This is a genomic window from Gammaproteobacteria bacterium (genome assembly GCA_024235095.1).
GTDB lineage: Bacteria > Pseudomonadota > Gammaproteobacteria > Competibacterales > Competibacteraceae > UBA2383.
In genome coordinates this window covers 2,281,672-2,307,120 of record JACKNC010000001.1, presented here as the reverse complement: position 1 = coordinate 2,307,120, position 25,449 = coordinate 2,281,672, and the positions used below count along the sequence as shown (strand labels likewise).

19 protein-coding genes, 1 tRNA gene and 4 pseudogenes are annotated in these 25,449 nt (G+C 55.0%); 10 read left to right on the top strand and 14 right to left on the bottom strand.

Annotated elements, in window-relative coordinates:
• Positions 1 to 58: 58 nt before the first annotated feature.
• From H6973_10270 to H6973_10260, 3 genes are read left to right on the top strand one after another with little or no spacing between them, the layout of a single operon-like run.
• Positions 59 to 1,114, top strand: a complete 1,056-nt coding sequence (locus H6973_10270; protein MCP5125994.1) for a TAXI family TRAP transporter solute-binding subunit — start codon at positions 59 to 61, stop codon at positions 1,112 to 1,114.
• A gap of 32 nt (positions 1,115 to 1,146) precedes the next feature.
• Positions 1,147 to 1,632, top strand: a complete 486-nt coding sequence (locus tag H6973_10265; protein ID MCP5125993.1) for a hypothetical protein — start codon at positions 1,147 to 1,149, stop codon at positions 1,630 to 1,632.
• 49 nt (positions 1,633 to 1,681) lie between these two features.
• Positions 1,682 to 3,502 (top strand): hypothetical protein, encoded by a 1,821-nt coding sequence (locus H6973_10260; protein ID MCP5125992.1) that lies wholly within the window; start codon positions 1,682 to 1,684, stop codon positions 3,500 to 3,502.
• Between the two features lie 55 nt (positions 3,503 to 3,557).
• Here H6973_10260 and H6973_10255 read toward each other — a convergent pair whose 3' ends face one another.
• The 11 genes and pseudogenes from H6973_10255 to H6973_10205 form a co-directional block, all read right to left on the bottom strand.
• Positions 3,558 to 4,175 carry a transglutaminase-like cysteine peptidase gene (locus tag H6973_10255; protein MCP5125991.1) on the bottom strand — a complete coding sequence of 206 codons (618 nt, stop codon included), beginning with the start codon at positions 4,173 to 4,175 and terminating at the stop codon, positions 3,558 to 3,560.
• A 107-nt stretch (positions 4,176 to 4,282) separates the two neighbouring features.
• Entirely contained in the window at positions 4,283 to 6,196 is a 1,914-nt protein-coding gene (locus H6973_10250) for an EAL domain-containing protein (GenBank protein MCP5125990.1), read from the bottom strand.
• A gap of 110 nt (positions 6,197 to 6,306) precedes the next feature.
• Positions 6,307 to 8,514 (bottom strand): fibronectin type III domain-containing protein, encoded by a 2,208-nt coding sequence (locus H6973_10245; protein ID MCP5125989.1) that lies wholly within the window; start codon positions 8,512 to 8,514, stop codon positions 6,307 to 6,309.
• A gap of 183 nt (positions 8,515 to 8,697) precedes the next feature.
• Positions 8,698 to 9,549, bottom strand: coding sequence for a PEP-CTERM sorting domain-containing protein (locus H6973_10240; protein MCP5125988.1), 852 nt, complete (start codon positions 9,547 to 9,549; stop codon positions 8,698 to 8,700).
• 742 nt (positions 9,550 to 10,291) lie between these two features.
• The gene (locus tag H6973_10235) at positions 10,292 to 10,702 is read right to left on the bottom strand and encodes a type II toxin-antitoxin system VapC family toxin (GenBank protein ID MCP5125987.1); all 411 of its coding nucleotides are present in this window, start codon (positions 10,700 to 10,702) and stop codon (positions 10,292 to 10,294) included.
• On the bottom strand, positions 10,699 to 10,929 hold the full coding sequence (locus H6973_10230) for an AbrB/MazE/SpoVT family DNA-binding domain-containing protein (protein ID MCP5125986.1): 231 nt from the start codon (positions 10,927 to 10,929) through the stop codon (positions 10,699 to 10,701). The genes H6973_10235 and H6973_10230 overlap by 4 nt, the downstream gene beginning before the upstream one ends.
• Before the next feature lie 146 nt (positions 10,930 to 11,075).
• The gene (locus H6973_10225) at positions 11,076 to 11,540 is read right to left on the bottom strand and encodes a tRNA (cytidine(34)-2'-O)-methyltransferase (protein MCP5125985.1); all 465 of its coding nucleotides are present in this window, start codon (positions 11,538 to 11,540) and stop codon (positions 11,076 to 11,078) included.
• Between the two features lie 97 nt (positions 11,541 to 11,637).
• Positions 11,638 to 13,032 (bottom strand): nitrogen regulation protein NR(I), encoded by a 1,395-nt coding sequence (gene ntrC / locus H6973_10220; protein MCP5125984.1) that lies wholly within the window; start codon positions 13,030 to 13,032, stop codon positions 11,638 to 11,640.
• A complete protein-coding gene (glnL, locus tag H6973_10215) occupies positions 13,029 to 14,096 on the bottom strand; it encodes a nitrogen regulation protein NR(II) (protein ID MCP5125983.1) in 1,068 nt (355 codons plus the stop codon). Before glnL ends, ntrC begins: the two co-directional genes overlap by 4 nt.
• Positions 14,097 to 14,667: 571 nt before the next feature.
• Positions 14,668 to 15,330, bottom strand: coding sequence for a hypothetical protein (locus tag H6973_10210; GenBank protein MCP5125982.1), 663 nt, complete (start codon positions 15,328 to 15,330; stop codon positions 14,668 to 14,670).
• Between the two features lie 402 nt (positions 15,331 to 15,732).
• Positions 15,733 to 16,113: pseudogene (locus H6973_10205) on the bottom strand (transposase).
• Between the two features lie 74 nt (positions 16,114 to 16,187).
• Here H6973_10205 and H6973_10200 point away from each other — a divergent pair.
• Complete coding sequence (locus tag H6973_10200) at positions 16,188 to 16,907, top strand: IS1 family transposase (protein ID MCP5125981.1); 720 nt, start codon at positions 16,188 to 16,190, stop codon at positions 16,905 to 16,907.
• A 160-nt stretch (positions 16,908 to 17,067) separates the two neighbouring features.
• A complete protein-coding gene (locus tag H6973_10195; protein ID MCP5125980.1) occupies positions 17,068 to 18,432 on the top strand; it encodes a transposase in 1,365 nt (454 codons plus the stop codon).
• 304 nt (positions 18,433 to 18,736) lie between these two features.
• On the opposite strand, the pseudogene H6973_10190 reads toward H6973_10195, so the two are convergent.
• Positions 18,737 to 18,820: pseudogene (locus tag H6973_10190) on the bottom strand (transposase).
• A 234-nt stretch (positions 18,821 to 19,054) separates the two neighbouring features.
• On the opposite strand from H6973_10190, the gene H6973_10185 reads away from it, so the two are divergent.
• Together H6973_10185 and H6973_10180 are read left to right on the top strand one after the other, a co-directional pair.
• Positions 19,055 to 19,360 carry a hypothetical protein gene (locus H6973_10185; GenBank protein ID MCP5125979.1) on the top strand — a complete coding sequence of 102 codons (306 nt, stop codon included), beginning with the start codon at positions 19,055 to 19,057 and terminating at the stop codon, positions 19,358 to 19,360.
• A gap of 9 nt (positions 19,361 to 19,369) precedes the next feature.
• Positions 19,370 to 20,103: pseudogene (locus H6973_10180) on the top strand (formylglycine-generating enzyme family protein).
• A gap of 107 nt (positions 20,104 to 20,210) precedes the next feature.
• Here H6973_10180 and H6973_10175 read toward each other — a convergent pair.
• Positions 20,211 to 22,004 (bottom strand): hypothetical protein, encoded by a 1,794-nt coding sequence (locus tag H6973_10175; GenBank protein MCP5125978.1) that lies wholly within the window; start codon positions 22,002 to 22,004, stop codon positions 20,211 to 20,213.
• Between the two features lie 20 nt (positions 22,005 to 22,024).
• Positions 22,025 to 23,035 carry a hypothetical protein gene (locus tag H6973_10170; GenBank protein MCP5125977.1) on the bottom strand — a complete coding sequence of 337 codons (1,011 nt, stop codon included), beginning with the start codon at positions 23,033 to 23,035 and terminating at the stop codon, positions 22,025 to 22,027.
• 480 nt (positions 23,036 to 23,515) lie between these two features.
• Between H6973_10170 and H6973_10165 the strand changes: the two genes are divergently transcribed.
• The 3 genes and pseudogenes from H6973_10165 (at position 23,516) to H6973_10155 (ending at position 25,436) form a co-directional block, all read left to right on the top strand.
• A tRNA-Met gene (locus H6973_10165) sits at positions 23,516 to 23,592 on the top strand.
• 294 nt (positions 23,593 to 23,886) lie between these two features.
• Positions 23,887 to 24,432 (top strand): hypothetical protein, encoded by a 546-nt coding sequence (locus H6973_10160; protein ID MCP5125976.1) that lies wholly within the window; start codon positions 23,887 to 23,889, stop codon positions 24,430 to 24,432.
• Between the two features lie 75 nt (positions 24,433 to 24,507).
• Positions 24,508 to 25,436, top strand: a pseudogene (locus H6973_10155) (IS1595 family transposase).
• Positions 25,437 to 25,449: the final 13 nt, after the last annotated feature.

Sequence of the window (25,449 nt, the reverse complement as noted above, 5' to 3'; positions counted from 1 at the left end):
GCTTCAGGAAATTACTGCCCACTACTCGCTGTTCCCCGTTCCAGGAGTCCTTATCTTTATGAATCGTTTGCTCATTGGCCGTCTGCTGTTACTGCTCAATCTGATCGTTGGAACGCTGGCCATGGCTGCTGACGTCAACACGCAACCGGTCGGCATGGTCACGGGTTCCAAGACCGGCACCTACATTCAATTTGGCAATGATATTGCCGGAGTTGCGAAAACAGTGGGTCTGGATATTCTGGTGAAGGACTCCAAGGGTTCCATCGACAATATCCGGCGCATGAACAGCAAGGAAAATGCCGCGCTGGGGATTGTGCAATCCGATGTGCTGGGTTTCCTGAGTCGCTCCGAAAATCCGGAAATGCGCCAACTCGCCGGGCGGTTGCGTTTGATTTTTCCTTTTTACAATGAAGAAATCCACTTGTTTGCCAACAAGTCCATTCAATCTTTTGGCGATCTCCAGGGTAAGCGAGTCGTCGTCGGTGAGGAAGGTAGTGGGAACTGGTTGACCGCCATCAACCTTTTACAGTTGACCGGAGTCAAGCCGGCGGAATTGCTGCAAATTGCGCCGTTGTCGGGGGTGACCGCCGTTCTCAAGGGCGAGGCGGATGCGATGTTTTACGTAGCCGGCAAGCCGGTCAGTCTGTTCACCAAAGTAGGTAATCTGATTAATAAACCGGAATTTGCAGCGATGCTGGCGAATGTCCATTTCGTACCGCTTGATGATCCCAAAATGTTGCGTGAATATGTGGCCACCCGGATTGGGCCGTCGGATTACGAATGGTTGGATCGTGAAACGCCAACGATTGCGGTGAAAGCGGTGCTGATGAGCTTTGACTTTTCCGGCAAGCACAGCGCCTACTTCGCGCAACGCTGCCAACAATTGGCGAAGCTGGGCCAAGCGATCCGCGCCAATCTCGACGCGCTGCAGCAAACTGGTCATCCTAAGTGGAAGGAAGTCAATCTCAATGAGAAAGTTGGGATCTGGTCGCTGGACTCCTGTTCGCGGGATTCGGCCAAAAGCGGCGACTCGAAGATTGATCTCACTCGCGAATTGGAAAAAATATTGCTGAATCGGCAAGAATGGCCGTACCGAATGACTCCGGCAGCCTGAACCCTGTTTTTATGACTTGAGGGAGAAAATTGATGCGATTCACTGCGATGGTTTTGACGCTGATGCTCATGATTGGAACGAATATGACGCTGGCCCAGGATAAACCGCCGGATGCGCGCCTGGAATTTTCCAGCACCTCGTTCGGCCTCTTATTGGGTTACAGCCAGGGCAAAGGAACCTTGCTTTTCCAGGAACGGCAATACCCCTTCTCGGTTTCCGGCCTGAAGGTCGCCACTTTAGGGGTTAGCCGGGTCAACGCTCTCGGCCAGGTTTATGGATTGCAGGAGATTACTGATTTTTCTGGAAACTATGCCGTAGTCGAGGGGGGACTGACCCTGGTTCATGGTGGAGGCAGCGCCCTGTTGCGCAACGGCAAGGGCGTCATGCTCTACTTACAGAATCTGCAATATGGTCTCGATCTAACCTTGGGCGGCGGCGGATTCTCGATTACGCTGGATGAACCGGAGTCCGTCGCCGAACCTTCTCCGGCAATGATGGAGAAAGCTTCTGCGCCATAGATGGCGCCACGGATATCAATTTCTCAAAGTCCGCGAGGCGCGGCAACCCATGATCGAGCAAATTCTTCTCAGCAGTGGTTCGTTTGACCGAGTACGGGAAATGGGTGGTTTCGGCCAACCGCTGCATACGCTTTACCCACAAATCCAGGCAGTGCTGGCTAACGAACTGGGACCTGACGCCGCGCATTTTTTAGCGGAACCGGTAGTGGATCGCGCTCATGATCGGATTGACTGGTATACCGAGGGTGATCCTGAGTGTAAGCCCATCGTGTTAAGCGATTTGCCCGAAGAGCAGCGCCCGCCGATTCTGGCTCAGGTCCAGGCGCAACTGCAACGCGGGCAGGAACTGGCGGAGCGTTACACAACTTCCGGCGATCCTCAGCGAATGCAACTGGGGGCGATGCTTAAGGCTGCCCTTGGATCATCGCCAACGGAAACCGACATCTTTTTACTTGGGGATCGTCCGATGTTGGCGCACTGGGGTTTTACCACCGACCGCCCTTGGGAAATGGGCGGAACGGGCCGCCGTTCGCCTAGGCCGCCGCTACCCGCTGAAACCTTCCAGGCTGTAGCCATGCCGGACATTGCGATACCTGAACTGGCGTCCAGCGCCGCACCGCCGCCGATTTCCGAACCCCGAAAGCCGTCTGAAGAACCGATGCTAGAGCCCGATGACGAGCCACCGCCTTCACTCCTCAAATCGAATCCCTCTCCAGCCGCGCCACAATCGGATGAGCCGCGTTATATCGCAACTCATTCTCGATATTTCTGGGGCCTGGCCGTGCTGGCCATATTGCTTGCCCTGGGAATTTTTCTCTGGGTTTCGAACCAAACTCCCACGCCGCCGCTGATCGACGAATCGGCGCAAGCAGTGCCGGACGTCCCCCCTGATGCTGCGATGAAGCAGGCCGGGCAAACAGAACAGATGTTGCGCGCCTCCACGTTGCCCACGGTTGCAGCACTGGGCAATGACCGTGTTATCGCTGCGGAATCAACTTCTCGGTTGCCCACGGTTGCAGCACTGGGCAATGACCGTGTTATCGCTGCGGAATCAACTTCTCGGGACGAAGCGCAAACCGCGCCCGAGACCTCCCTTTCAGAAACTGACGTCAAGCCACCCGTTTCAATGAAAGAAGTTGTAACTGCCCTGAAACCAAACAGCGTGTCAGATCAGGAACCTGTGACTACGCCTGTTCCGTCCAATCCTGAAGCTCGGTCTGGCGTGGCTACGCTTCTGCCAAACAACGCCAATCGTCCGTTAGACGGGAGCCGAGCGCCTGCGAGCGCCGCATCGCTGCCTCCAGCGCCGGTAGCATCCCCAGTGCGGACCCTGGAAGAAGAGTTGCAAGGTTCTCGGCCTGCCGTAAGCGCCGTAGGAGTCACTGGAACTCCTTTAAGTGTCCCAATGCCCCAACCGTCCGTCGAATTGGCGCAGTCCGACCCCACGCCCGAGGAGCGTCAGGAGTTTACTAACCGTCTGTCCGCCACTGGCGCGGCGACTGGCGAAATTACCGCGACGCTGCTGTGGAACGGTAATGCCGATCTGGATCTGGTCGTGTTGTGTCCGTCGGGTGAAATGATGGACTACCAGAATCCTCGGGAATGTGGCGGCGCCTTGGATGTGGATGCCAACACCGCCCGTGACAGTTTGAGCAATCGTCCAGTGGAAAATGCGTTCTGGCCAGCGGGCCGGGCAACGCCAGGCGTGTATCGGATTATTGTCCGTTACGCGCCGCGCAAGGATGAACAGCAACCTCGGCCAACACCCTTTCAAGTCCGATTGATTCGCAATAACCAGGAGAAAGTCTTCAAGGGTATAGCCCAACCCCGCAAGGCAACGCCGGTTACGAACTTTATCGTGGAGCGTTGATCTGCATAACTCGCCCACGAGATCGAAGCGGCATACCTTGCGTTGCGCTAGCACGCTATTTGATATGGATATCACCTGTTTTTGATTGCATTCGCGCTTTAAGATCCTGCCAAAGATTCAGGCGCTCCGGACTCCCTATCGACTTGCCGCTACCAATGGATTTAGCGAGCCACAGGCCAGCGCCATTGAAGCTGTAAACAGGCAATAAATCCTTGCGCTGGGTGGCCGGCAGGATGTGCGGATTCAGATTATCCAGCACCGAGGGCGTGGTCTGCGGCGAAGAAAAATATGTGAGCACCATGTGTGCTTGATTATATTGCAATGCCTTGACATAAGTGATGCGCAGTTTTTCTTCCGGAACGCCTATTTCCAGCAGAGTGAAATATTTGGCGATGGAAAAATCCTCGCAATCGCCGCCATTCACAGCTATGAATTCCAGTGGCGTGGCCCAATAGTCCTCGGCGCCCCATTTTTTCAGGTCATCAACGAATTCCAGCTGATTAAAGAAATCATTGACGACTTTGAGTTTCTCTTCTTCCGGCAGATTCTTCGACGCTGTAATGAGCTGTTGCCAGCTCCTGATTCGCTCGCCGGCGGGTGCGCCGTATTTTTTTTCAATGCGCGCAAACAGTTCCGGCCCGATTTCCAGCGCCGCCGAAGCCAGGGTAAACATGGAACAGGACAGCAGGGCTACCCATAATTGCTTTGGCAGTATTAGCAATGCGTTAATCTTTCTGATTTTTATGAGTTTTAATTTTTAAGTTTCAAGAGAAAACAGAGTTATTTACGAAGATTAATAATCGCTCCAGGGAGACCAATTTCTTTCACCACATCGAAGTCGCTTTTGGTCTGAACGTCTTCGGCGATAACGAAAATATCGAGTAATTCGCCGACTTCCTTGATGGCCTCGACCAGGGCTTTTTTGCCGTTTTCCGTGCTGATGCCGACCGTCAGCTCGCGAGTCAGACGGATGTAGTCGGGTTTCAGGGACTTGAGGGCTTCCACGGAAATGAATTGCGCGTCGTAGCGTTTGAGCATAATGCGCGCCCCATGTTGGCGAACAAAGTCGGTGAAGTTTTTGAACAGTTCGATGTCCTTGGCCGCGGCGTAGGCAGTGACGCTAAAGACCAACTGGTTGGCCAGTAGGGCGTTCTGGCGCAGGAAATCGATGAGCCAGAAACGGAAGTCGGCGTTTTTCAGGGTCGTCATAGACAGGTTGACGATGATGCCGTGGATTAGCGAGCCTTCGATAATATGTTCAGTGACCTTGCGGGTTACGCCTTGGTCGAGTTCGACGATTTTGTTGAATTTTTCGGCGATGGCGACGAAAACGCCGATGGGGATGGGTTGATCGGCCTCGTCGCGGGCTTGGGTAAAAGCTTCTTCCATGATAATGCCGCCGCTGTGTAAGTCTTCGACCGGACCGACATAGGACACTTGGTAGCGCTGGCGGTCGATGATGTCGAACACCAGATCGCGCCATTCCTCGTCGCTTTTGCCCTGTTCATTGCTAGGGCGGATGAAGTAGCTGTTAGCGCCGATGAGTGTGGCCTGTTCGTAGGCGTCGTTGGCGGCGGCCAGGATGCCAGTGGGGCTGCCCTGGGGGTTGAGCGGCGCGATGCCGATGTGGACGATGTCGGTGTGCCGATATTGCGCGCCGAGTTCGTTAATCTGGTGCTGGAGCGCGTGGGCGGCCGGTTCTACGTCGGGTGCGCGCAGGCCGGGCATCAGGAGGGCGAACTCTGAGCCGTAGAAGCGGTAGGCGCGGGCTGTGGGGTGTTGTGCCCTGGCGCATTCCTTGAGAGTGGCCGAGAACGCTTGCAGGAGGCGGTCGGTCGCGGCATTGCCCCGGTTTCTGGCCAGTTCGGCGAACTCGTTAATTTTTAGGTAGAAGAGGTAGCCGTCTTCCTGGGTGGCGAGGAGTTGCTCCATGTCAGTTTCCAGGCTGCCTTTTTTGTGCAGGCCGGTCAGTTCGTCGAGCAGCAAGTTGTGGCTGAGCGTTTCCAGTTTCTGATGCAGGTTGTCGATGACGCCCTGGATTTTGTCGGCCATGAAGTTCATGGAGCGGGCGACGTTGCGTACTTCGTGGGTCCAGGGCAGTTTTTCAATTCGGGCAAATCTTCCCGAGGCGATGGTTTTGGCGAGCTGGTCGATTTTTTTGAGCGGTTGCAGGGTGAAGCGCAGCACCAGAAACAGGAGCGCTACAGACAGGAGGAAGGCGGCGAAGGAGTAGTAGAAACTGTTTTTGATTTGTTGATAAAGCTTGAGGTAGGCATAGCCGGGATTGCTGGTGACGTAAACGATGCCGGCGATATTCCAGCCCGAGTTGATTTCGCTCATGGCCGTCGCGGTTTCAATGGGCAGCAGTTCGATAAATATTCTGGGCACCTGCTCGAAAATTTTGCTGTCGTTCAGTAAGACCAAGGCGTTGCCGTCGATATCGGTGAGTTTGATTTCCTGGTAATAGCCCATGTCATAGATAGCTTTGATCATGGTTTCCAGGATTGGGTCGTGGGGGTCGGCGATGTGCGGACTGAGGGACAGGCCGAGGGAAGTAGCGGTATTCTGGGCGTGGACCTTGGCTTCAGTTTGCAGATAGTCGCGAATTTTATTGACGCTGGCGATGAAATTGCCGCTGAAGATCAGCAGGAACAGCACCGAGATCAAGAGCAGTAGTTGCCTGGATAATGACATGCCATGCGGTCCTGTGCGGAAAACAAAAATCCCCTCTCCCGGTAGGAGAGGAGAGAGGAGCCCCTTGGAGGAAGGGTTGGTGTGAGGAGAACTGAACGATTACGCCAGATTTACTTGATCGACACCGTGATCGACGTGCTGCTGGCGTTGTTGGAGGTATCGACGGCTTCGGCGCGGAGGGTATGGCTGCCCGACATCTTGTTGGTGTTCCAACGATAGGTCGTGGAGCTGCTATTAGTCGCACTGACCAGTTCATTGTCGATGTAGAGCCTTAGCATGCTGATCCCACCTTCATCCGTAGCGATGACGCTGATCGCGACGTTCTTGCTGACTTGATCGCCATTTTTGGGGTCGGCGATCGTGACTACCGGGGCGGTGGTGTCTGCTGGCGGCGGAGCGATGGGTTCCTGCGCCTGGATGGTCGCGGAGTCCATGTTGGAGTAGCCGGAATTGCCGACGCTGTTGTAGGCGTAGGCCCGGTAGGCATATTGTCCTTCGCTAAGACCAGTGTTAGTAAAACTGGTCACATTCTGACCCAGAGCGGCAATTTCGGTCCATGTTCCGCCATTCATCGACCGTTGTAGTTTGTAGCCAGTTTCGTCGGTAGCGGCATCGTTCCAGGTCACCTGGATCGAGTCTGCCGTCGCCGTACTTGCCGCCAGGTTGCTCGGCGTCGCCGGCACCGTTGGCATGTTCGCCGGAGTCCGGAAACTGGCGGCGATCGGCGACGTTTCGGTCATCGAGCGGGCGGTGTCGTTAAAGCCTGGAACGCCGATGGGCTGGCCATTGTAGAGAACATCCGGATTAGAGAAGTAGGGGATGCGTGGTTCGCCGCTGCAATTATAGGACATGATGTCGCGAAATAGGCCGCAGATGCGGTAGCCGTAGGAGTCGGGGTAAGCGCCTGGTGAACTGGAACTGTCAGGATCATGTGCATTGCCTTGATTATGTCCGAGTTCATGGGCAAAACTGTCGTAGCTGCCCAAGCAGTTATAAACGGAATCGTCATGTAGTACGGCAAAGGCATAGGGTGCAAAGGCCGTGGAAATCCAGGACGAGTTCATGGTGTAAGCGATGCCACAGTAGTTGCTATCGGCGCTAATCAGCACCACCTGATCGGCGGCATATTGGTCACGCAAGCTATGGACATCGTCGATATAGCCATCGGTCGTGCTTCTCAGACGGGACAAGGCATCTGACATATTGCCGGTTTCGGTATAGGCGACCTCGCCCATATAGACCAGGTTCAACTGCATGTCGATCTGGCTGTTCAGATAAGCCTGATTGGCCCGGGTCACTGCATTCATGATCTTGGTTTCGATGCCCGTGGCGCCTCCGGCATTATTGCGCGCTTGGGGCGAGTACACGACTGCAATATCGATCACCTGGCCGGTGCTGGTCGTGATATCGCCGCTGGTAGTAACCGAGTCGGTGGAAGCAGATTTATCGCCTTCTTCGGCAGGGATTAACGCTTCTTGCGGTTCGAACTGCGCGGGTATTTTGTTCGGATCGAGTTCGCGCACGGCGTGGGTGTTGCCGTTTACGTAAACGATTTCGAAGAAGCGATCTTGTGTTCTGACTGTGCCCATGAGGACATTGCCTTTGGCCGCTAGCACGACTTCGCTGTTTTTCTCGCCATCGATATGGCCCACCCAGGCCAAACCGCCTCGCAAGTTCTCGACAACGGTCCGTTTGAAAGCTAAGGGGAATAGGTTTGCTGCCAAGACCGAGCTACCTTGAAAGTTCTCGACAACGCGATCGCGAACAGCGGTCAGGTGGGTGTCGTCGAACAGATTGAGGTTGAGCGTTTCTGCATCAAGAGCGCTCATCCTGACTTTCGCATGGCGGGCACGACCATTGCGCACCTTGAGTGGTTTGTCGGGAATCTTGCCGGCATCCACGGCGTCTGGTTCTTCCAGAAGATCCTGGGGGGCCTTCGCCGAAGGTCCGGCGGCGGTGGGCGGCAGGCGGGTAATCTGGTCGTACATATAGTTCTGCCAGGGTCCAGCCGCTATCAGGGCGACGACGATGCCGGCTATCGCGCCGCCAGCGATGGCGTAGTAACCGGCGCGGGGATTGTGCTGGGCCGCCGCGCCGCGTTGAAACCAGCGATAAAGGGCAAGTCCTAGCCAGGACAGACCCATGCACAGAACCACGACCAAGGCAACCAGCAGCCAGTCCGGCAGGTTGTATAACCGAAACAAAAGATCAGAGGTTTGCCCGGCGCCAGCCTGCGCAAGAGCTGGTCCGCTGGCTAGTAAAAAGAGTGTCCCCAGGCCCACGCCCAGAGAAGGTTTCAATAATCTATTAGTGCTCATCAATTTTCTCCGCAAGAGACTCTATTCTGCAATTTTGAGTTGACAATGTTTCTTCTTAGAGTATCGAAAATAATGAGGCAGGAATTGAGCCAGCTTAAGCCAGCATTTGGATAGAAGGGTCTTACATGAAAACGGCGCCATCAGGCGCCATCATTTCACAAAGCATGACAAGAAATTAATGACTCAGCCCCGAACTACCTTCCGACGACGAATCGCGTTCATAGCCAAGAGTCCTAGACCAAGCAAGCCTAGACTAGCCGGTTCGGGAATAGGGTCTGGGTCTGGGTCTGGGTCTGAGTCTGGGTTGGGGGGCGTGTTCGCTGTTACGTTCCGCCCATAGATGGATAGATGAGAGAATGCATTAGTATCGCTTTGACTTTGGCAATCAGCCTGTGGACCAGTGTTACCTGTACATTTATAATTAATTTCAAATGACCCGGTGCCATAACCAAGAATCGGATCACTGTTTAGCTGCGCCGAAAGTGTTTCGTCACTAAAGAGGTATTGTGCATAACCGCTACCTTGGCTTGTAACGATATTCAGATCCATAGTAACGGGAATATAGCCAATATTTATAGTCTTCGGATCAAACAGCGTATATGTCCAATTTAGTTTAAAAGTATTGTATCCATTTACGAGGTCTTGGACTCCGTCTGACAGGGTAAAAGCGATATTTCCAATATCCTCTAGGACGGTATCGTTATTAGTATCAGCTTTTATAGTAATTGCAGAACCCGCTGTATAGCCAGTACCGAAATCCCACTTTGCAAGGCTGAATGACCAAGGATCGCCGCTAAAACCATAAAGACCGAATGGGTCATTCCAAGGATCGTTTCCTGAGGTAGGCCCATAGCAGGCATCTGCTGGATTTTCGACTGCTGGAGTAGAATCGTCATACACACCAAACTTGACGTCATTCACCGCGCACGGAGGAGCTGGTGTCGTAGAAGGCACCGCCAAAGCACCTTGACTCCAAGCCAAACTCATACCGCTTAAGACCAGCACTCCGGCGAGCTTTGTAAATTTAGTATTCATTAGATTACCTCAGCCAAATCATTCAAGTGTTGAAATTTATGCTTTTTCCGTTCCAAAAAAAATTAATAATATTATCAATACCTTAAATAACAACTATAGAGATATTCAGTCTAAGTGTAAAAAATTCTGACAGTAAACATCCAGTCCTTGGAGAAGACAATCTAAATAAATCATTATATTAAATAAGACTCTTTAAGCATTTAGGGAATCGGGGCTGTAAAAAAATTCGACACCTACTTAGACAGTCTGCTCTGAGTTTAAGTCTTTAAGTAGCAACTATGCAAATTTAAGTAATTGTTTTTGTGATATTTTTTGTCTTCGTTCAGGCTATGACCTACCCCGAATCCCGCTAATGCTCAAGCGGGATAGTTGAAAAATTTTACAGCGTCATTGGTTAATGCGCCAAACTATCGAGCCGGACTGGCGATGCCCTAGTCGAGGTTCTTAACAGCGCCATTTTCCTATGATGTAACATACTCTATGAAAGCTATCGAACTTTTCCGCACCAAAGACGCTTACGGTGCTGGCTTTATCGAAATCATCATCGGGTGACTGATATCAGATAATCTAGGCAATGGACGAACGTACTCTCAAATATCAAAGTCGGAAAATTACCCGAAGAAAACCTTGAGCGCACCGCCCACCTCATGGAAAGCCTCGACCGGGGCGAACGACCGGAACCTTACTTCGCCATCGGCTTTGCCAGCATAGCTCAGTTCCTTCAGGCAGAATGGCTCTGGTCCTATGAGACCCAGTTTTCCAACCGCAAATTCTCGACTCGCGCAAATTCGCGGATATCGTTAGTGACCAGGATCAGTTCAGCGGCAACGGCATGCGCCGCAATCCAGCAGTCGTTATTGCCGATAGGCGTACCCATGCCTTCGAGCACAGCGCGAATCTGACCATACGCCATTCCGGCTTCGACCGGCAGAGATTGTACCGGCAATACCGAAACCAGTTGCGCCAACGCCGCCAAATTGCGTTCCGGTTGCTGGCTGCGTAATGCCCCCCGCCATAATTCTCCATGGCTGATGACCGAAATACCCGCTTGCCCGGACGGCAAGTCCGCCAACCGCTGCGCCACGGCAACCGGGCGTTGCTTAATCAGATAAATACAACTATCGGAATCCAGCAGATAAACGAGATTTTTCACAATGCCTCTCGCTGCTGAGGAAGCGTGTCCTGTCGGCCATCCGCCATGAAATCCGCGGAAAAGGCTTCGAGAATCTCCAGAATTTCAGCCGCGCCGCGTCGCTTCTCACGCAATACCAACTCATCGCCTCGACGGAAAATTTCCACCTCCGAAGCATTAAAACGGAATTCTCTGGGTAAACGAACCGCTTGACTATTGCCAGACTTGAAAATACGGGCAGTACTCATGAAGGATCTCCATAAAATATATACGAGTAAGTATATACTTTATCATTGATCAACAAAAGACCATCCGATTTGGCCGCATCTGCCCGGCCTAGTCAGCGTAACCCAACAAGGGTTTCCATCCTCATCCTCTCCCATAAGCGAGAAATTCACCACGCCCCTGGAAAATCGTACTGCCGCCACGCTTCGTACAGCGCAATCGCTACGGTATTCGACAGATTCAAACTGCGTCCTGCGGTCAGCATGGGAATGCGCAAACGCTGCTCTTCGGGGAGAGATTCCAGGATTTCCGTGGGTAGACCGCGCGTTTCCGGGCCGAACAGCAAGGCATCGCCGGGCCGGTAAACCATCTTGTGGTAAGCACGGTCGCTCCGGGTCGTAAAGGCCAGCAGGCGCGGCGAACCCAGCGCCGCCAGGCACTCGGCCAAATCGGGATATTCGCGCACTCGCGCCCATTCATGATAATCCAGCCCCGCCCGACGTAACCGGCGATCCTCCAGCCGGAAGCCCAGCGGCTGAATCAGATGGAGCCTGGCCCCAGTATTAGCGCACAAGCGGATAATATTGCCGGTATTGGGCGGAATTTCCGGCTCAAACAGAATGACCTCGAACATGGGGCGATTTCTCAAGAAAACAGCAAAACAGAACATAGAAAATAGCCGGCAGAAATCAGCAATTTTCTATTCCTAACGCCTGTTTTCTGTCAACCTGTTACTCCATTCGTAATTCCTTGATCTTGCGAGTCAGGGTGTTGCGTCCCCAGCCCAGCAAACGAGCCGCGTCCTGACGATGTCCTCCGGTTTGCTCCAGCGCCACGCGAATCAACACCCGTTCAAAATTGGGCAGAGCAGTGTCCAATAAAGCCTGCGCACCACGCGCCAGCGTCTGGCTCGCCCACAGCCGCAACGCGGTTTCCCAATTATACCCATCGGTTGCAGAAGGTGTTTTTTCACGCAGATCAACGGGCAGGTCTTCCAGGTGGATTTCTCGTCCCGAGGCCATCACCGTCAGCCAGCGACACAGATTCTCCAATTGTCGGACATTGCCCGGCCAGTCCAGTCGGCCTAAATAGCTCTCGGTTTCCGGTCGTAATAACTTGGACTCAACGCCCAATTCGCGCGCCGCCTGCGCCAGGAAATGCCGGCTCAGTAGCGGAATATCCTCGCGCCGCCGATTCAGCGACGGCAGTTGAATACGGATTACATTCAGGCGGTGGAACAAATCCTCGCGGAATAATCCATCACGCACCCGTTGCTCCAGATTCTGGTGAGTCGCGGCAATGACCCGCACATCAACCCGGGTCGGCGTGTGGCCGCCCACCCGGTAAAATTCGCCCTCGGCCAGCACCCGCAACAAGCGAGTCTGCAATTCCGCGGGCATGTCACCGATCTCGTCGAGGAACAGGGTGCCGCCATTCGCCTGTTCAAACCGCCCCTGGCGAGCCGCTTGCGCGCCGGTGAACGCGCCGCGTTCATGGCCGAATAATTCGGATTCCAACAGATCGCGGGGGATAGCGGCGGTATTGATTGCGATAAACGGTTGATCCGCGCGCGGACTGTGGCGGTGCAACGCTCGGGCGACCAATTCCTTACCGGTGCCCGATTCGCCGGTAATCAATACCGTAATGTTGGAGCGCGACAACCGACCAATCGCACGAAAAACTTCCTGCATCGCCGGCGCTTCGCCAATAATCTCCGGCGGGGGTTCCGCCGGTTCATTGGGTCTGCTCTGCTGGCGATGGGTTAAACAGGCCCGACGCACCAGCGCTACCGCGTCGTCTACGTCAAATGGTTTGGGCAAATACTCGAACGCGCCGCCCTGATAGGCGGAAACCGCACTGTCCAGATCGGAATGCGCGGTCATGATGATCACTGGCAAATCCGGCAGGCGCTCGCGCAGGGAAGACAGCAACTCCAGACCGCTCATGCCCGGCATCCGGATATCGGCGATCACTGCATCCGGTTTGCCCTGGCGCAAGGCTTCAATCACCCCGGTTGCGCTCTCGAAGGTGTTCACCATCATTTCTTCACGCTGCAAGGCTTTTTCCAGCACCCAGCGAATCGCGTGGTCATCGTCAATGACCCATATATGTTCTTTCCTGCTCATCCGGTTTTTTCCAGGGGCAGCAACAGGGTAAATAGCGTCTCACCCGGCCGGCTGACGCATTCGATCAGTCCTCCATGCTGGTTAACGATGCTCTGGGCAATGGATAAACCCAGGCCGGTGCCGTCAGGCCGACCGCTGATCATCGGATAGAAAATCTGTTCCTGTTGTTCAGGCGGAATGCCCGGGCCATCGTCGATAATGTCCAGACGGACGACCAGCCTGTGGCGCTTAGCGCCGATCGTGTACTGGCGCTGAACGCGAGTGCGCAGGGTAATCACGCCCTGCTCACATCCACTCAGGGCCTGTGCGGCGTTGCGCACCACATTGAGTACGGCTTGAATCAGCCGGTCCGCATCGCCCCACAGCGACGGGATGCTCGGATCATAGTCCCGCTCGATACGAATGCCCGGATCGGCTTCCACTTGCACGAGTCCACAGACTCGCTCCAGGATTTCATGAATGCTGACCTCGCCGTGATTGGGCAACTGGTTTGGACCCAGCAGCCGATCCACCAGATTGCGCAGCCGGTCCGCTTCGCCAATAATGATGCCGGTATATTCCCGCAACGCCGGATCGGGCAATTCCCGCTCCAGCAATTGCGCCGCGCCGCGCAAGCCGCCCAGGGGATTTTTGATCTCGTGCGCCAGATTACGCACTAGGGCGCGTGTCGTATGATGTTGGGCCAGAATGTGTTCCTCGCGGCTGATGCGTAATCGCCAGTCTACCTGACGCAGCTCCAGCAACAGTTCGCGTGTGGGATCGCGTTCCAGTAAGGGCGCGGCGGTACAGTCCACGGTGACCACGCGGTCTGGCAGGAAGGTCAGTTGCAACTCCCGTTCAATGTAGGGATGGCCGCTCTCCAGACAGTGCTGTAACCCGGTGATAAAGGCTTCGGCGCCAACGATGAGTTCCGATAAGGCGAGATTGCAGGCCTTGCGAAAGCTGAGTTCAAACAGCGTTTCGGCTGCCGGATTCATGAACAGCAAGCGTAAGCGTTGATCCAGCACCAGCACCGCGATGCTTAAACCTTCCACCACCCGGCGATAGTAGTAGTCTTTTAACACCTTGCTCGGTCTCCCGGTGAGTATCGAATAGGTTAAGCAATAATCGAACCAGTTAACTTAATGTGCTAGTTTGGCGCAAAAAACGCGCAGGCTAGGCGCTATGATAGATCATTCGTTTGATACTATGCACTAAATTAGTGCGTTGTGCTTGGCGTTTGAGGGGAACGGTTCGGCCGTTGACGGCAGAAATCGAAGCCGGGTTAGAAGCAGTGCATCCGACACTCGGTAAGACGTTGATGACAAAGTCACGAATCTGGCGATCTTTTTGCGTATTTCGCAGGATGACGGCAGGCCATTTCACGGGAAGACGGTGGGTTGTTTCACCGATGGGCAGCGACGCAGGCTAAGAAGCTGTCTAAAAAATAAGTCATTGATTAATATGAATGTTGATATGGCTTCCAGCCGGTTTTTGGCCGATCTAGCCGGTCGAAGGCTGGCTCCATGTAAAATTTTCAGAAAAATCAATGAGGAATTTTTCGACAGTCTCTAACAGTCGTGGAGTAGGGATGCCCGGATCTCCGGGCATCTGATGCTATCTTATCGACTGCCGTGCGACAGCCGCCGTGGAATTTTACCGACTGCTCCAACCGTTGGGAGATGACATTGGTTCAGGCTCACGGGGGTATTCAGGTGGGGGCGTCGCCGGCTCGGGCGCACGTTGGTCGTCGGGTGGTAAGGGGTCAGGGACACGCTGATAATCAGGCTCGTACCCGTAATCAGGCTCGTACCCGTAATCAGGCTCGTATTCATAATAGGGGTAGGGCGGTGGCCAAGGACTGTAATAGAGCGGCGACGACAGCCAAAACCAGGGCCAACCCCAGCCGTAATAATAGTAATAACGGCGGTGATCGGACCAGGGTCTGCCATAATGGGGCGGTGGCGCATGCCGCCAACCGCCAGGAGGCTTGGGGCGCGACGACCAGGGCCTACCCACGTCGCCGTGGGGTGGGAAGGGTCGCCCGCCCGGTCTCCCATCGCCGTGGGGTGGGAAGGGTCGCCCGTCCGGTCTCCCATCGCCGTGGGGTGGGAAGGGTCGCCCGCCCGGTCTCCCATCGCCGTGGGGTGGGAAGGGTCGCCCGTCCGGTCCACCAGAATGTCTCTGAGCCGTGGCGGGTTGCAGGGCGAGCACGCCACTCGCCAGGACTGCAACGATCACTGCGACTGCACCGCGCCGCATCGCGCGGTGTCCCCGTCCCGCCGAAGCGGGAGGATGCTGGTTCTCTTGCATGCTCATCGCGATCTCCTTCGACCGTGGTGGAAGCGCGTCCCATCGACACCTAGCGATGGCCTTATACCGTTTCTCAATAAGTTATCTTGCAATGTCACTCAACGTAGTGGGAAATAGTATTAGGATAATGACAATCCCTGAACCTACCATGAACTGCCTCGAGACCTCGTCGAACGAAAACCTTGTGACGGAACTGTTCGTTAACTCCCCGCACGGATTTTTGTAACAGAGTCATCGCGGATCGGTTCTTTGTGCTTGTCGAAGCGCATCGCGTAAATTAAGAAATAGCCTCGTCTCAGGCGCAAGGATTTGCCATAGTGCAAAAAATATTTGATTTATGTAACATACTATATAAGTTTATTGGCTATTCATGGACTCCTCGCGAGGAATGCAAAAATGTCGACGCAATTAACCGGTAGTGTTCCAGACATGGTTTTTTATACTACAGAATTCATACCGATTAATAAATAGACCAACAACAATGTCATGCATTTTGTCCAGCTTGGAGAAACAAATGGTCTTTCTCACTAATCGTTTAATGCGTGTCCGCAGGGTGAGGTGCTTCCGTTCAATTTTCTGAGTATTTGCCTTACCAACCGTATGCTGTTCAGAGGGCAAGTGGCGTTCATAGGCTCCCCAGTCATCCGTGTAAAATCGGGTAATTCCAAAAGGTTCTAGAAGCTCTTTAAGCTTTAAAAACACTTCGTCTTTGTGAGCACCGAGGGTATAAGCGAGAACTTTTCCCGTATTGTGATCGATCGCATGCCACAGCCAACGCGGATGTTCTTTGGGTAGTCCTGTAGAAAGTAGTGATTAATTTATGGTATGATTTTAGTGTTAACAAATAGAGTCAGTAAAGAGCGATGATTTGTCCTAATTATCATTCCGTCAATGTTGTAAAAAACGGCAGCATCCACAACGGCAAGCCCACGTTTTCTTGCAAAGATTGCAGTCGACAATTTGTCGAAAATCCAGAGAATAGAATTTCGCAAGATAAAAAGGATTTAATCGACAAACTGTTATTAGAACGGATTCCTATTGCCGGTATTGCACGGGTCGTTGGGGTTTCAGAACGTTGGCTACAAGGCGATGTCAATCGAAAATATCAAGGAGTCCCTCAGCAAGTCGCTGTTAAAAAAAAGCCCAAAGGTCGGCTCGTGATTCAATGTGACGAACTGGGGTCTTTTGTAGGAAATAAGAATAACAAACAATGGGCTTGGTTAGCGATTGATCAAGGCACAAGCGAGATCGTCGGCGTTTTTGTCGGTAATCGAAGCCAAAAAGGCGCTCAAGGACTGTGGGACTCCCTACCGCCGGTTTATCGCCAATGCGCCGTCGCTTATACCGATTTTTGGGAAGCGTATGAGGTGATATTCCCAACCAAACGTCACAAAGCCGTAGGCAAAGAAAGGGGTCGGACTTACAAAATTGAAAGATTCAATGGTACTTTAAGACAAAGAATTTCTCGTCTCGTTAGAAAGACGCTCTCTTTTTCGAAGAAACTGGAAAACCATATTGGAGCTATTTTGTATTTTATCCATCATTACTCATCAGTCATAAGTTCTCTCCCTGAAAAGCCTTGACGGCCGCTCCTCAAGAGCAGCATGAATTCCCCTCAGCGGTCCGCGCCTGAACAACCCGGTCGCCCGAGGAGAATCCATGCTGATTTATGTATACCATGCTTGAGAAAGTTTTCGCAGCGCCTTTGCGCGGCAGCGCAGTTGGCTGCTGTTCTGCGCGGTGGTGTTGAGCTTTCTCGCCGCCCCGGAAATGATCGGGGTGACGTCAATGTGCCGGTTCTGGCAGGGGAATGAAGCGGTCTATCACCGGTTTCTGCATTTCTGTCGCTCCAAAGCTTATGATCTAGAGACCCTGTTGGCGACGTGGCAGGGTTATGTGTGGCGTCAGGCCGTCGCCGTCCAGGTGGCCGGGCGGGCTGTCTTGTTGGGTGATCATACGCTGGTGGTCAAGGATGGGGGGCGTATGCCAGGCGTCGTGTCGTTACATGACGCTTCAGAAACCCAGCACAAGCCATCGTACTTCCGCGGGCACTGCTGGGGCGCGATCGGGGTGGTGGTTGGCGCACTCGATGCTTGTTTTTGTTTGCCTTTAGCCCTGCGCATGCATCAAGGCTTTTGCCATTTAGGTCAGGTGGAACCGACTTCACCCCAAAGGGGCGCGGACCCGAGCCTGCCCGAGCGGGTGGTGCAGATGGCCCTGACGTTGACCATCGATCAGGATGGCCCCGCATTTTTAGTCTTGGATGCCTTTTTCTCGATCGCGGGGGTCTTTCGCTTGGCCCAATCCGTTTATTCCATCGCCTTGAAGCAACCGTATTTGGTGATCGTGGCCCGGGCCAAGAAAAATTACGTCGCCTATTTTCCGGCGACCCCGAAGCCGGCCGGCCGGCCCGGACCACAACCCCGTTATGGCGAGAAAGTCCATCTGATAGAAGTTTTTGATTATCCACAAGGTTTTGACGAGGTCGAGTGTTGCGTCTATGGCCAGCGGGAACGGGTGCGGTTGATGAGCGTCCCCTTACTCTGGAAGCCCCTCGGCGACGCCCTCCTGTTCATCTTCGCGATCACCTCGCGCGGCCCTTTGGTCCTCATGTGCTCCGATCTGAGCCTCTCACCCATCACCGCGTTGGAACTCTATTGTGTCCGCACCCGCATCGAAATTCTGTTCGCGGTATTAAAGCAGCTCCTGGGCGCTTTTTGTTTTCACTTCTGGACTTCACACCTACCACGCCATGCCCGCCGTCCGACCCGGAATCGGTCGCTCAAGGCCCCGGTGATTGAGCGTCAGCCCACGGTCGCCGCCTGTTGGCAAGCCTATGAAGTCTTCGTCTTCTGCGCCGTGGTCGCCCAAGGCTTGTTGCAGCTGATCGCTCTGCGCTTTGGCCCTGAAGTCTGGCAACAACATCGGTTCTATCTGCGCACCCGTTCCCGCGACCTGCCCTCGGAGAAAACAGTCCGGCAAGTCCTCGCTCCTCAGGTGATCAAACCACTTCTCGATCTCCCACCAAACAGTCTCATCGCGCAGATCCGACACGCTTTCCAAGGTACCACGGAGGAGGAACCGGCCGACCCGCCTTCGATCGTCTGAATCCTTGCTCAAATCACTCGGTTAAATAATGTATTCTTGGCTGATTAACCTTCAGTCAGGGGCGGTCTTGTTCGACGATTAGACCGAGAACTTACGACTGAGGAGATCATTATAACAATTCTCTATCGGTCGTTACTGCATGAGGGTTCACTACAATCTGCAGAACTACCGTTCTTTGCTCTGGACGTAACTCCACATCTCGTCTAACTCCGCCTCTTGATCTTCAACTTTTTGAATCTCAACGGTGACTTCCTGTGGATTTAAGCCGTTCAGCACCGTTCGATTGACGGATTCAAGGCAAGATTCTTTTTTTTAATTCATTAATGACGGTTGTCGGACTGATTTCTAAAACTCGCGCGGTATCCCGAATTCCACTGCCATTCATCGCCCTATCAATACTCTGGTTTTTGATTTCAGGCAAATAGCCATTGTAGCGGCTGGGCTGGAACGGCTGGGGCCGGGCACCGGCGGAGGCGTGGTTGCTGGCGCGCCAACTGCAAAGCCATGCGGCCATCACCGTTGATATCTGGCACACTGAGGCCACCGAAGGCTACGCCCAGGCGCTGGAGCGCGCCTTGCGCACGGCCCGGTTCGAGGTGGTGTCGAGCCGCATGAGTTGGCGATGGCCGCCCAACCGGAGCCGCAGGCCCAGGTTGCCGCCGACCGGACTGTGCAAGTTCAGCCGGTGAATACCGTGCAATGGGGCGTCGCCGATTTGGGAGACGCAGCCGGATTCGTGGCGGATCGGCTGGCTTACCTGGCCTGGGGCGGCGAGCCGATCCAGGTCGGACTGGGCGCGGCGTTGCCGCTGGCCGGCTCCGGTCTCGATCGCCCGCCGGGATCGGCTCGCGTCCGGGTGCTGCTGTTGACTCCGGCCCGGGACCGCACCAGTTTCAGCTTCCGCGATCCGCTGAAGATTGGCGGCTAGGGACCGGAGATGATCGCGCTGCCGGGCGGTGCCTTCCAAATGGGCTCGCCGGACAGCGAACCCTCGCGATTGGCGGACGAGGGTCCGCGACATCCGGTTCGCGTCCGCACCTTTGCCATCAGCAAAACCGAAGTCACCTTCGCTGATTACGACGCCTTCGCGGCGGCCACCGGGCGGAAACCGCCGGACGATCGGGGTTGGGGGCGAGGCCAGCGCCCGGTGATCACTGTGAGCTGGAACGATGCAACCGCCTATGCGGAGTGGCTTAGCGAACAAACAAGTGAACATTATCGTCTGCCCAGCGAGGCGGAATGGGAATACGCAGCCCGCGCCGGCGCTGACATGTCGTTCTGGACCGGCGACTGCATTGACACCGACCGGGCCAACTACCATGGGAACTTTGACTACAACAACTGTGGCGCCAAGACCGGGGTCTTTCGCGGGCAAACCGTGGAAGCCGGCAACCTGCCGGCCAATGCCTGAGGGTTGCACGAAACCGCCGGCAACGTCCAGGAATGGGTACGGGACTGCTGGTACGACAACAATCAAGGCGCGTGGCACGACAACTATCAAGGCGCGCCAGCGGACGGGGCGCCTGGGAGGAACCAGATTGCGCCCAGCGGATGGTTCGGGGCGGTGGCTGGTTCGACGGCCCGGGGGGCGTCCGGTCGGCCACCCGCGACTGGTCCGCGCCCGTTGAGGCCAGCGGCACCCTGGGCTTTCGTCTCGCCAGGGATTTATGACCCTTTGCTCTTTGTACTGTTGCCCTTATTGCGATGATGACTCTTCTACGGCAGATTACGGCTACGCTTTTTATGTCCTGCGGTGCCGGGATGTGCGTCCCTGATGGTTACGACGGGATGATCGGCGCTTCCACCATCTGTTCATGCCACAACAAAAAAGTCATGAGCATCCACAGTTTCAGGCCATGCCGCAGACCAGGGACGCCTTCCATTTCATAGTTCAGCAACCGTTCCACATAATCCGGGTTGAACAAGCCACCGCGCCGGATTTGCGGACGGGATAGCAGTTTTTGCCCGTAACGACGCATCTCGCCCTGGAACCAGAAGCGCACCGGCACCATCATCCCGGATTTGGGGCGGGCGATAATCGCTTCTGGCACACAATCCCGCACGGCCTTTTTAAGAACGCTCTTTTCGACTGCACCTTCCAGCTTGACGCCCGGCGGACAACGCATACTGGTTTCGATGATACGCCGGGAGAACAGCGGCGGCAGCGCCAGCAGACCATGCGCCGCACTCATTTTCTCGACCTTGACCAGAATGAGGTTAGCGCCCTTGAGCCGGATGTTGATGCTCATCAGTTTGTTGACGAAATCGCGCGGCTCCGGGGCCTGGAAATACGGTTCCAGTAGCGCAATCAGCGCTTCTTCGCCGCCCGCTTCCCGCAACAGGTCCAGGTTGAGCAACGCGCTGAGGTCTTGATAGCAACGCTGGAAAGCGCGTAGATAATTACGCTCCAGCCAGCCCGTCGCCGGTTCCCCCGGTAGGGGACCGTACAGCTGGGCCATGAGCATGGGGATGTTTTTCGGGCCGCCGAAGCAGGGGTCGCCGCCTTCGCCATTGAGCACCACGTCTGCGACCTGGGAAGCCGCTTGCGCCAACAGGTAGTTGGGTACAGTGACCGGATCGCCAATCGGGTCATCCAGGCGCCAGATAATTTCCCGCAACCGCTCCAGAAATCCGCCAGGCCGGATCTCCAGCCAGTGATGGTCCGTGTGGTAGCGATCCACCATCAACTCAATAAATGCATTTTCGCGGGCGTACTCCGCACCAAAGTGCGCCGAGAAAGTTGGGAGACGCGCATCCGGTCGTTGTTGAGCCGCGACCGCCAGCACCGCGCTGGAGTCGATGCCGCCGGATAGGAAAACTGCGGGCGGTTTATCGGGTTGAATCGCCAGGCACTCGGCAACCGATTGTTCGAGGGCGGTGCGCACCAAGGCGGGATAATCGACGGCGCGCGTAGAGGAGGGGACTGACGCCGCCCAGTCCTCGCAGCGAAAATGCCGCCGGATTCGCGCCTGGCCGCGATGGAAACGCAGAATAGAACCAGGTTGCAGCTCCTCAATGCCCTCGAACATGGTGCTTGCGCCTGGCACGAAGCTGAAACTCAGATATTCGAGCAGCGCGCCAAGACGCATCCGGCACGGTAAGGCAGGGTCGGCGAACAGCGCCTTGATTTCGCTGGCGAACAATAATCGGCCATTGCATACGGTCCAGTAAACGACTTTGACGCCGGCGGGATCGCGCAGCAGATAGAACGAATCGCCCATATTCGCCGCGAGTACAAAGTAGCCCGTCAAGGCTTCGAGACGAGGTTCGGGTGCATCAGCGAGTTGCGTTAACAGCCAGACGGCGGAAGACATCGATCCAGCGTTTTGCAGCCTGAGTTCATCCCGATTGAACAAGACGCCGCCATAACCGAGCAGGTCATGATCGCGTTGGGCCAGTTGCGTGGGCTGACTCCAGGCGGCGCGACCGTGGCCGATTTCCACAGAATCGCCGGTAACGGTAGTTCCCTGCGTCTGTTCCCAGCCCAGCGGACAGCGATGGGTCAGCAACGCCGCCATGCGCGCCAGCAAGCCGTCCGCCGGCGGTCCGCAATAACCGAACAGGCAGGCCATGCTAGAGATTACTCAGGGCGTCAACCATAATCGATTTCTATTTCAGCGCCGCTGGCGTTCAGAATCTCTGGGGCCAACAGCAAGGTTCCGGCGACCACCGCCGCGCTGAGCAGGTTCAGCATCGGTTTCGGCCCCACATAATCCACGGGAACGCGGCAACCACTGCGCAACCTTTCCGTTGCATTACCGCCGAATGCGCCGTCGCGCCGACTTTGATCAGGGGGCAGCCAGGGCAGGGCAGCATGATTTTCCAGTGCTGCTCTGGAGATACCCAGATCAATCAGACGTTGCTGGGCAAACTGCCATTGGGCGTCGCTCGCCAACTGCGTAGTCAGGGCGAATCCCTGGGCGGAGGCATCATGAATAACTTGCACGGGAGTACCCGGATGATTGCGCAGGAATTCCCGGCAGGCGGCGAACACGCGCGCCGGGTAACCGGTGCGACTCACCACGGCAGCTTTGGCTGTCAAGTGAAAGCGGTTACGAACCAGCATGTCCACCAGATCATCCCGCTCCACGATCAGGATTCGTTCCGGGGCATAGTGCGGATCCTGGAAATCCTCCAGCGGAGCTTGCTGGCGAAAAGCCGCGCCATCCGCCAGTTCGCTGATCGGATGGGCCTGATGGTAGCGATTGATCGTGTCACGGGCTTTGTGGAAGGACAGCTTGCCTTTGCCGCCCCGACCCAGCCAGATCGCCAAAGGCAGCAGCGCCGCAAAGCACAATAGACCGCCAAACCAGCTCCAATCGTCGAATACGATCAGTCCGCCAATCACACTCACGACCAGGGCGATGACACTGCAACCGACTGGTCCCACCGTCTTTTTGCCCCAGAAGCGGCAGATTTCCAGAGCGAGTTGCGTAGCGGTGAACGCATACTGTCTGTTGTCCGACAAGCGCTTGATGATTTGCTGCAGGGTAAAGTCGCTGATCTGATCATCTTTTTTGCGGAAGACAAATTGATAGCGACACTGGTTGCAGCGCACGCCATCTTTGTATTTCTGGTTGTGGTTACACTCGGGACAACGCATTGGCGAATCCTTCCGGTTAGCCCGGGTCAGCCAAGGAGCTTGGAACGATGTTATATCGTAGGATACCGACTCTTTACTACACTCAATACTGTCAAATTCATAATCCCTGGTTTTTTGATGGGTGATCCAAGTTGAGGTTAACCGGTAGATCAAAATGATCAACAAAAATTCTTTCAATTGCCTGACGCATTTTGGCCATTCCTGTTCACTTCGGCTCGATGAGTGAGAAGTGAGACATGTAATACTGCTTCTCAATAGAGATCGAATTCTTGTAGGATCTAGGGGCATCCTGGATTTCGCTTCGCTCCATCCAGGCTACGAGTTACGAGCTGCAAGCTACCGATCTGTCCGCGATGAGGAACTGATAGGTGGTGAGGCCAGGGTTCTGGATATGCGGAAGAAATTTTCTTGACATATAAGTATTGGATTTAGATAATTCAAAATTCATATTTATTCTTTTCCTCTTGACTCCTCTTCAGTGGCTACGTAGCTCAGGCGGTTAGAGCACGGCACTCATAATGCCGGTGTCGGTGGTTCGAGTCCACCCGTAGCCACCATATTAATCAGGTTCTTACATCGCTTTCTTCTCCTCTTGGTTTCTTTCAGCGTGACTATATCGTGACACGCTATCGAGAATAGCAACGGCAGATCGGATATTTTGTAAGCGGATGTAAGCGTATGGTAAGCGTTCAGACCCCCTTCCTTTTGGTTGGGCACCGTGGGACACTGAAGACTGACTCGCGCCTCGTGACCGACCCGGTTGACCGTGTTTTGATTCATCCATACGCCTGAGTGATTATAACCTCCGACAGATTGATAATGCTTACATCCAGTCCTTGGATGTGGAGGGATTGCGCTATCTATCGTCTCAGCTGCTCGCGGATCTGCATGAGGCGCAGGAACGGTTGGATCAGGGGCCGACGAACAGTTCGCGTCCGCCGAGTAGCCGGGCGCCGTGGGCGCGCGGTGATCGAGCGGTACCGGCGCATGATGACGGGACGCCAGTGATAGAGACCGGGGACGCTACGCCCTCGGACGAAGCCGCATCCTCGACCGACGCTACGGAGGGGAAACCGGCCCGTAAGCCTAGGAAGCAACTCGGCGCCCCCGGTTTTGGACGGACGCAGATCTGGCCTGCCCATCACACGCATGCCCATGATCCGGCAATCTGTGCCGGCCGTGGCCAGTCGCTGATCGACGAGGGGAACGCGGTGGCCTACACCGGCTTTCAATCCATCGATTTGCGCGAAGGTGAACCGGGCGCTTGGGGTCTGCAGGTCGAGATCACCGATCATCGTTATTATGAAGTGACCTGTGCGTGTGGCCATCACACCCGGGCCACCCCGGGCTGCTCAACGTCAATTACTTTTGGCTCAATATGGATTCCAGGCTGTTGAAGATGGCTCGCCCTGCCAAGGGACAGGAGCTACACTGAAGAGGTTTTGAACCGCCGCGCTCCAGGTTTCCCGTCGATGATCAACCTTCAGAATCTACTGGACGATGTCCGGTGTTACGAAACGGTCCGCCAACTGCGCTGGCCCGATGGGGTTCACTGCCCCCATTGTGGGGCGGCGAACGTGACGAAGCAGGGTCACGACACGACCCAACCGGCGCGACAGAAATATCGGTGTGCCGGGTGCCATCGCTCTTTTGACGATCTAACCGGGACGGTGTTGGCCGGCCACCACCCGCCGTTACGAATTTGGATATTATGTTTATATTTTATGGGTTTGAACTTATCTAATGCCCAGATTGCCCAAGAGTTGGCGTTGAATCCGGACGACGTGCAGCGGATGACCGAGCAACTGCGCCAAGGTATCGTCGCCCGCCAACCCGAACCCACCTTGGCGGGGGAAGTGGAATGCGACGAGGTCTATATGGTGGCCGGGCATAAAGGGCATCCGGACGCGGTGAAAAAAAAGGCCGCCGCGGGCGGCGTCGCCGGCTGAAGGGGGCACGGGGTCGAGGCACCCTGGAGCAGGAAAAGCCGCCGATTCTCGGCATGATTGAGCGCGGCGGCGCGGTGGTCGTCCGGATGCTGGATAATGTCCAGCAAGCGACCATCCAACCGCTCCTTCAGACTTTCATCGCCCCGGGAACCCGGGTGTATACCGATGAATATGCAATCTATAACCCATTGAAGGATTGGGGCTTTGATCATCATACGGTGTGTCACAGCCGGGGTGAATACGCCCGCGACGACGATGGCGATGGCTTCCATGAGATTCATGTCAATACTGCTGAGGGTTTCTGGTCCCTGTTGCGTTCCTGGTTGCGACCCCATCGAGGAATTTCGCAAGAAAAGCTGCCGCTCTACCTGGGCTTCTTTCAGTTCGTGCATAACGTCCGCATTCGGGGCAAAGGCTTGCTCAGACCTCTCTTGGAACTGCTGGTCGCCTAACAACGCCAACTGA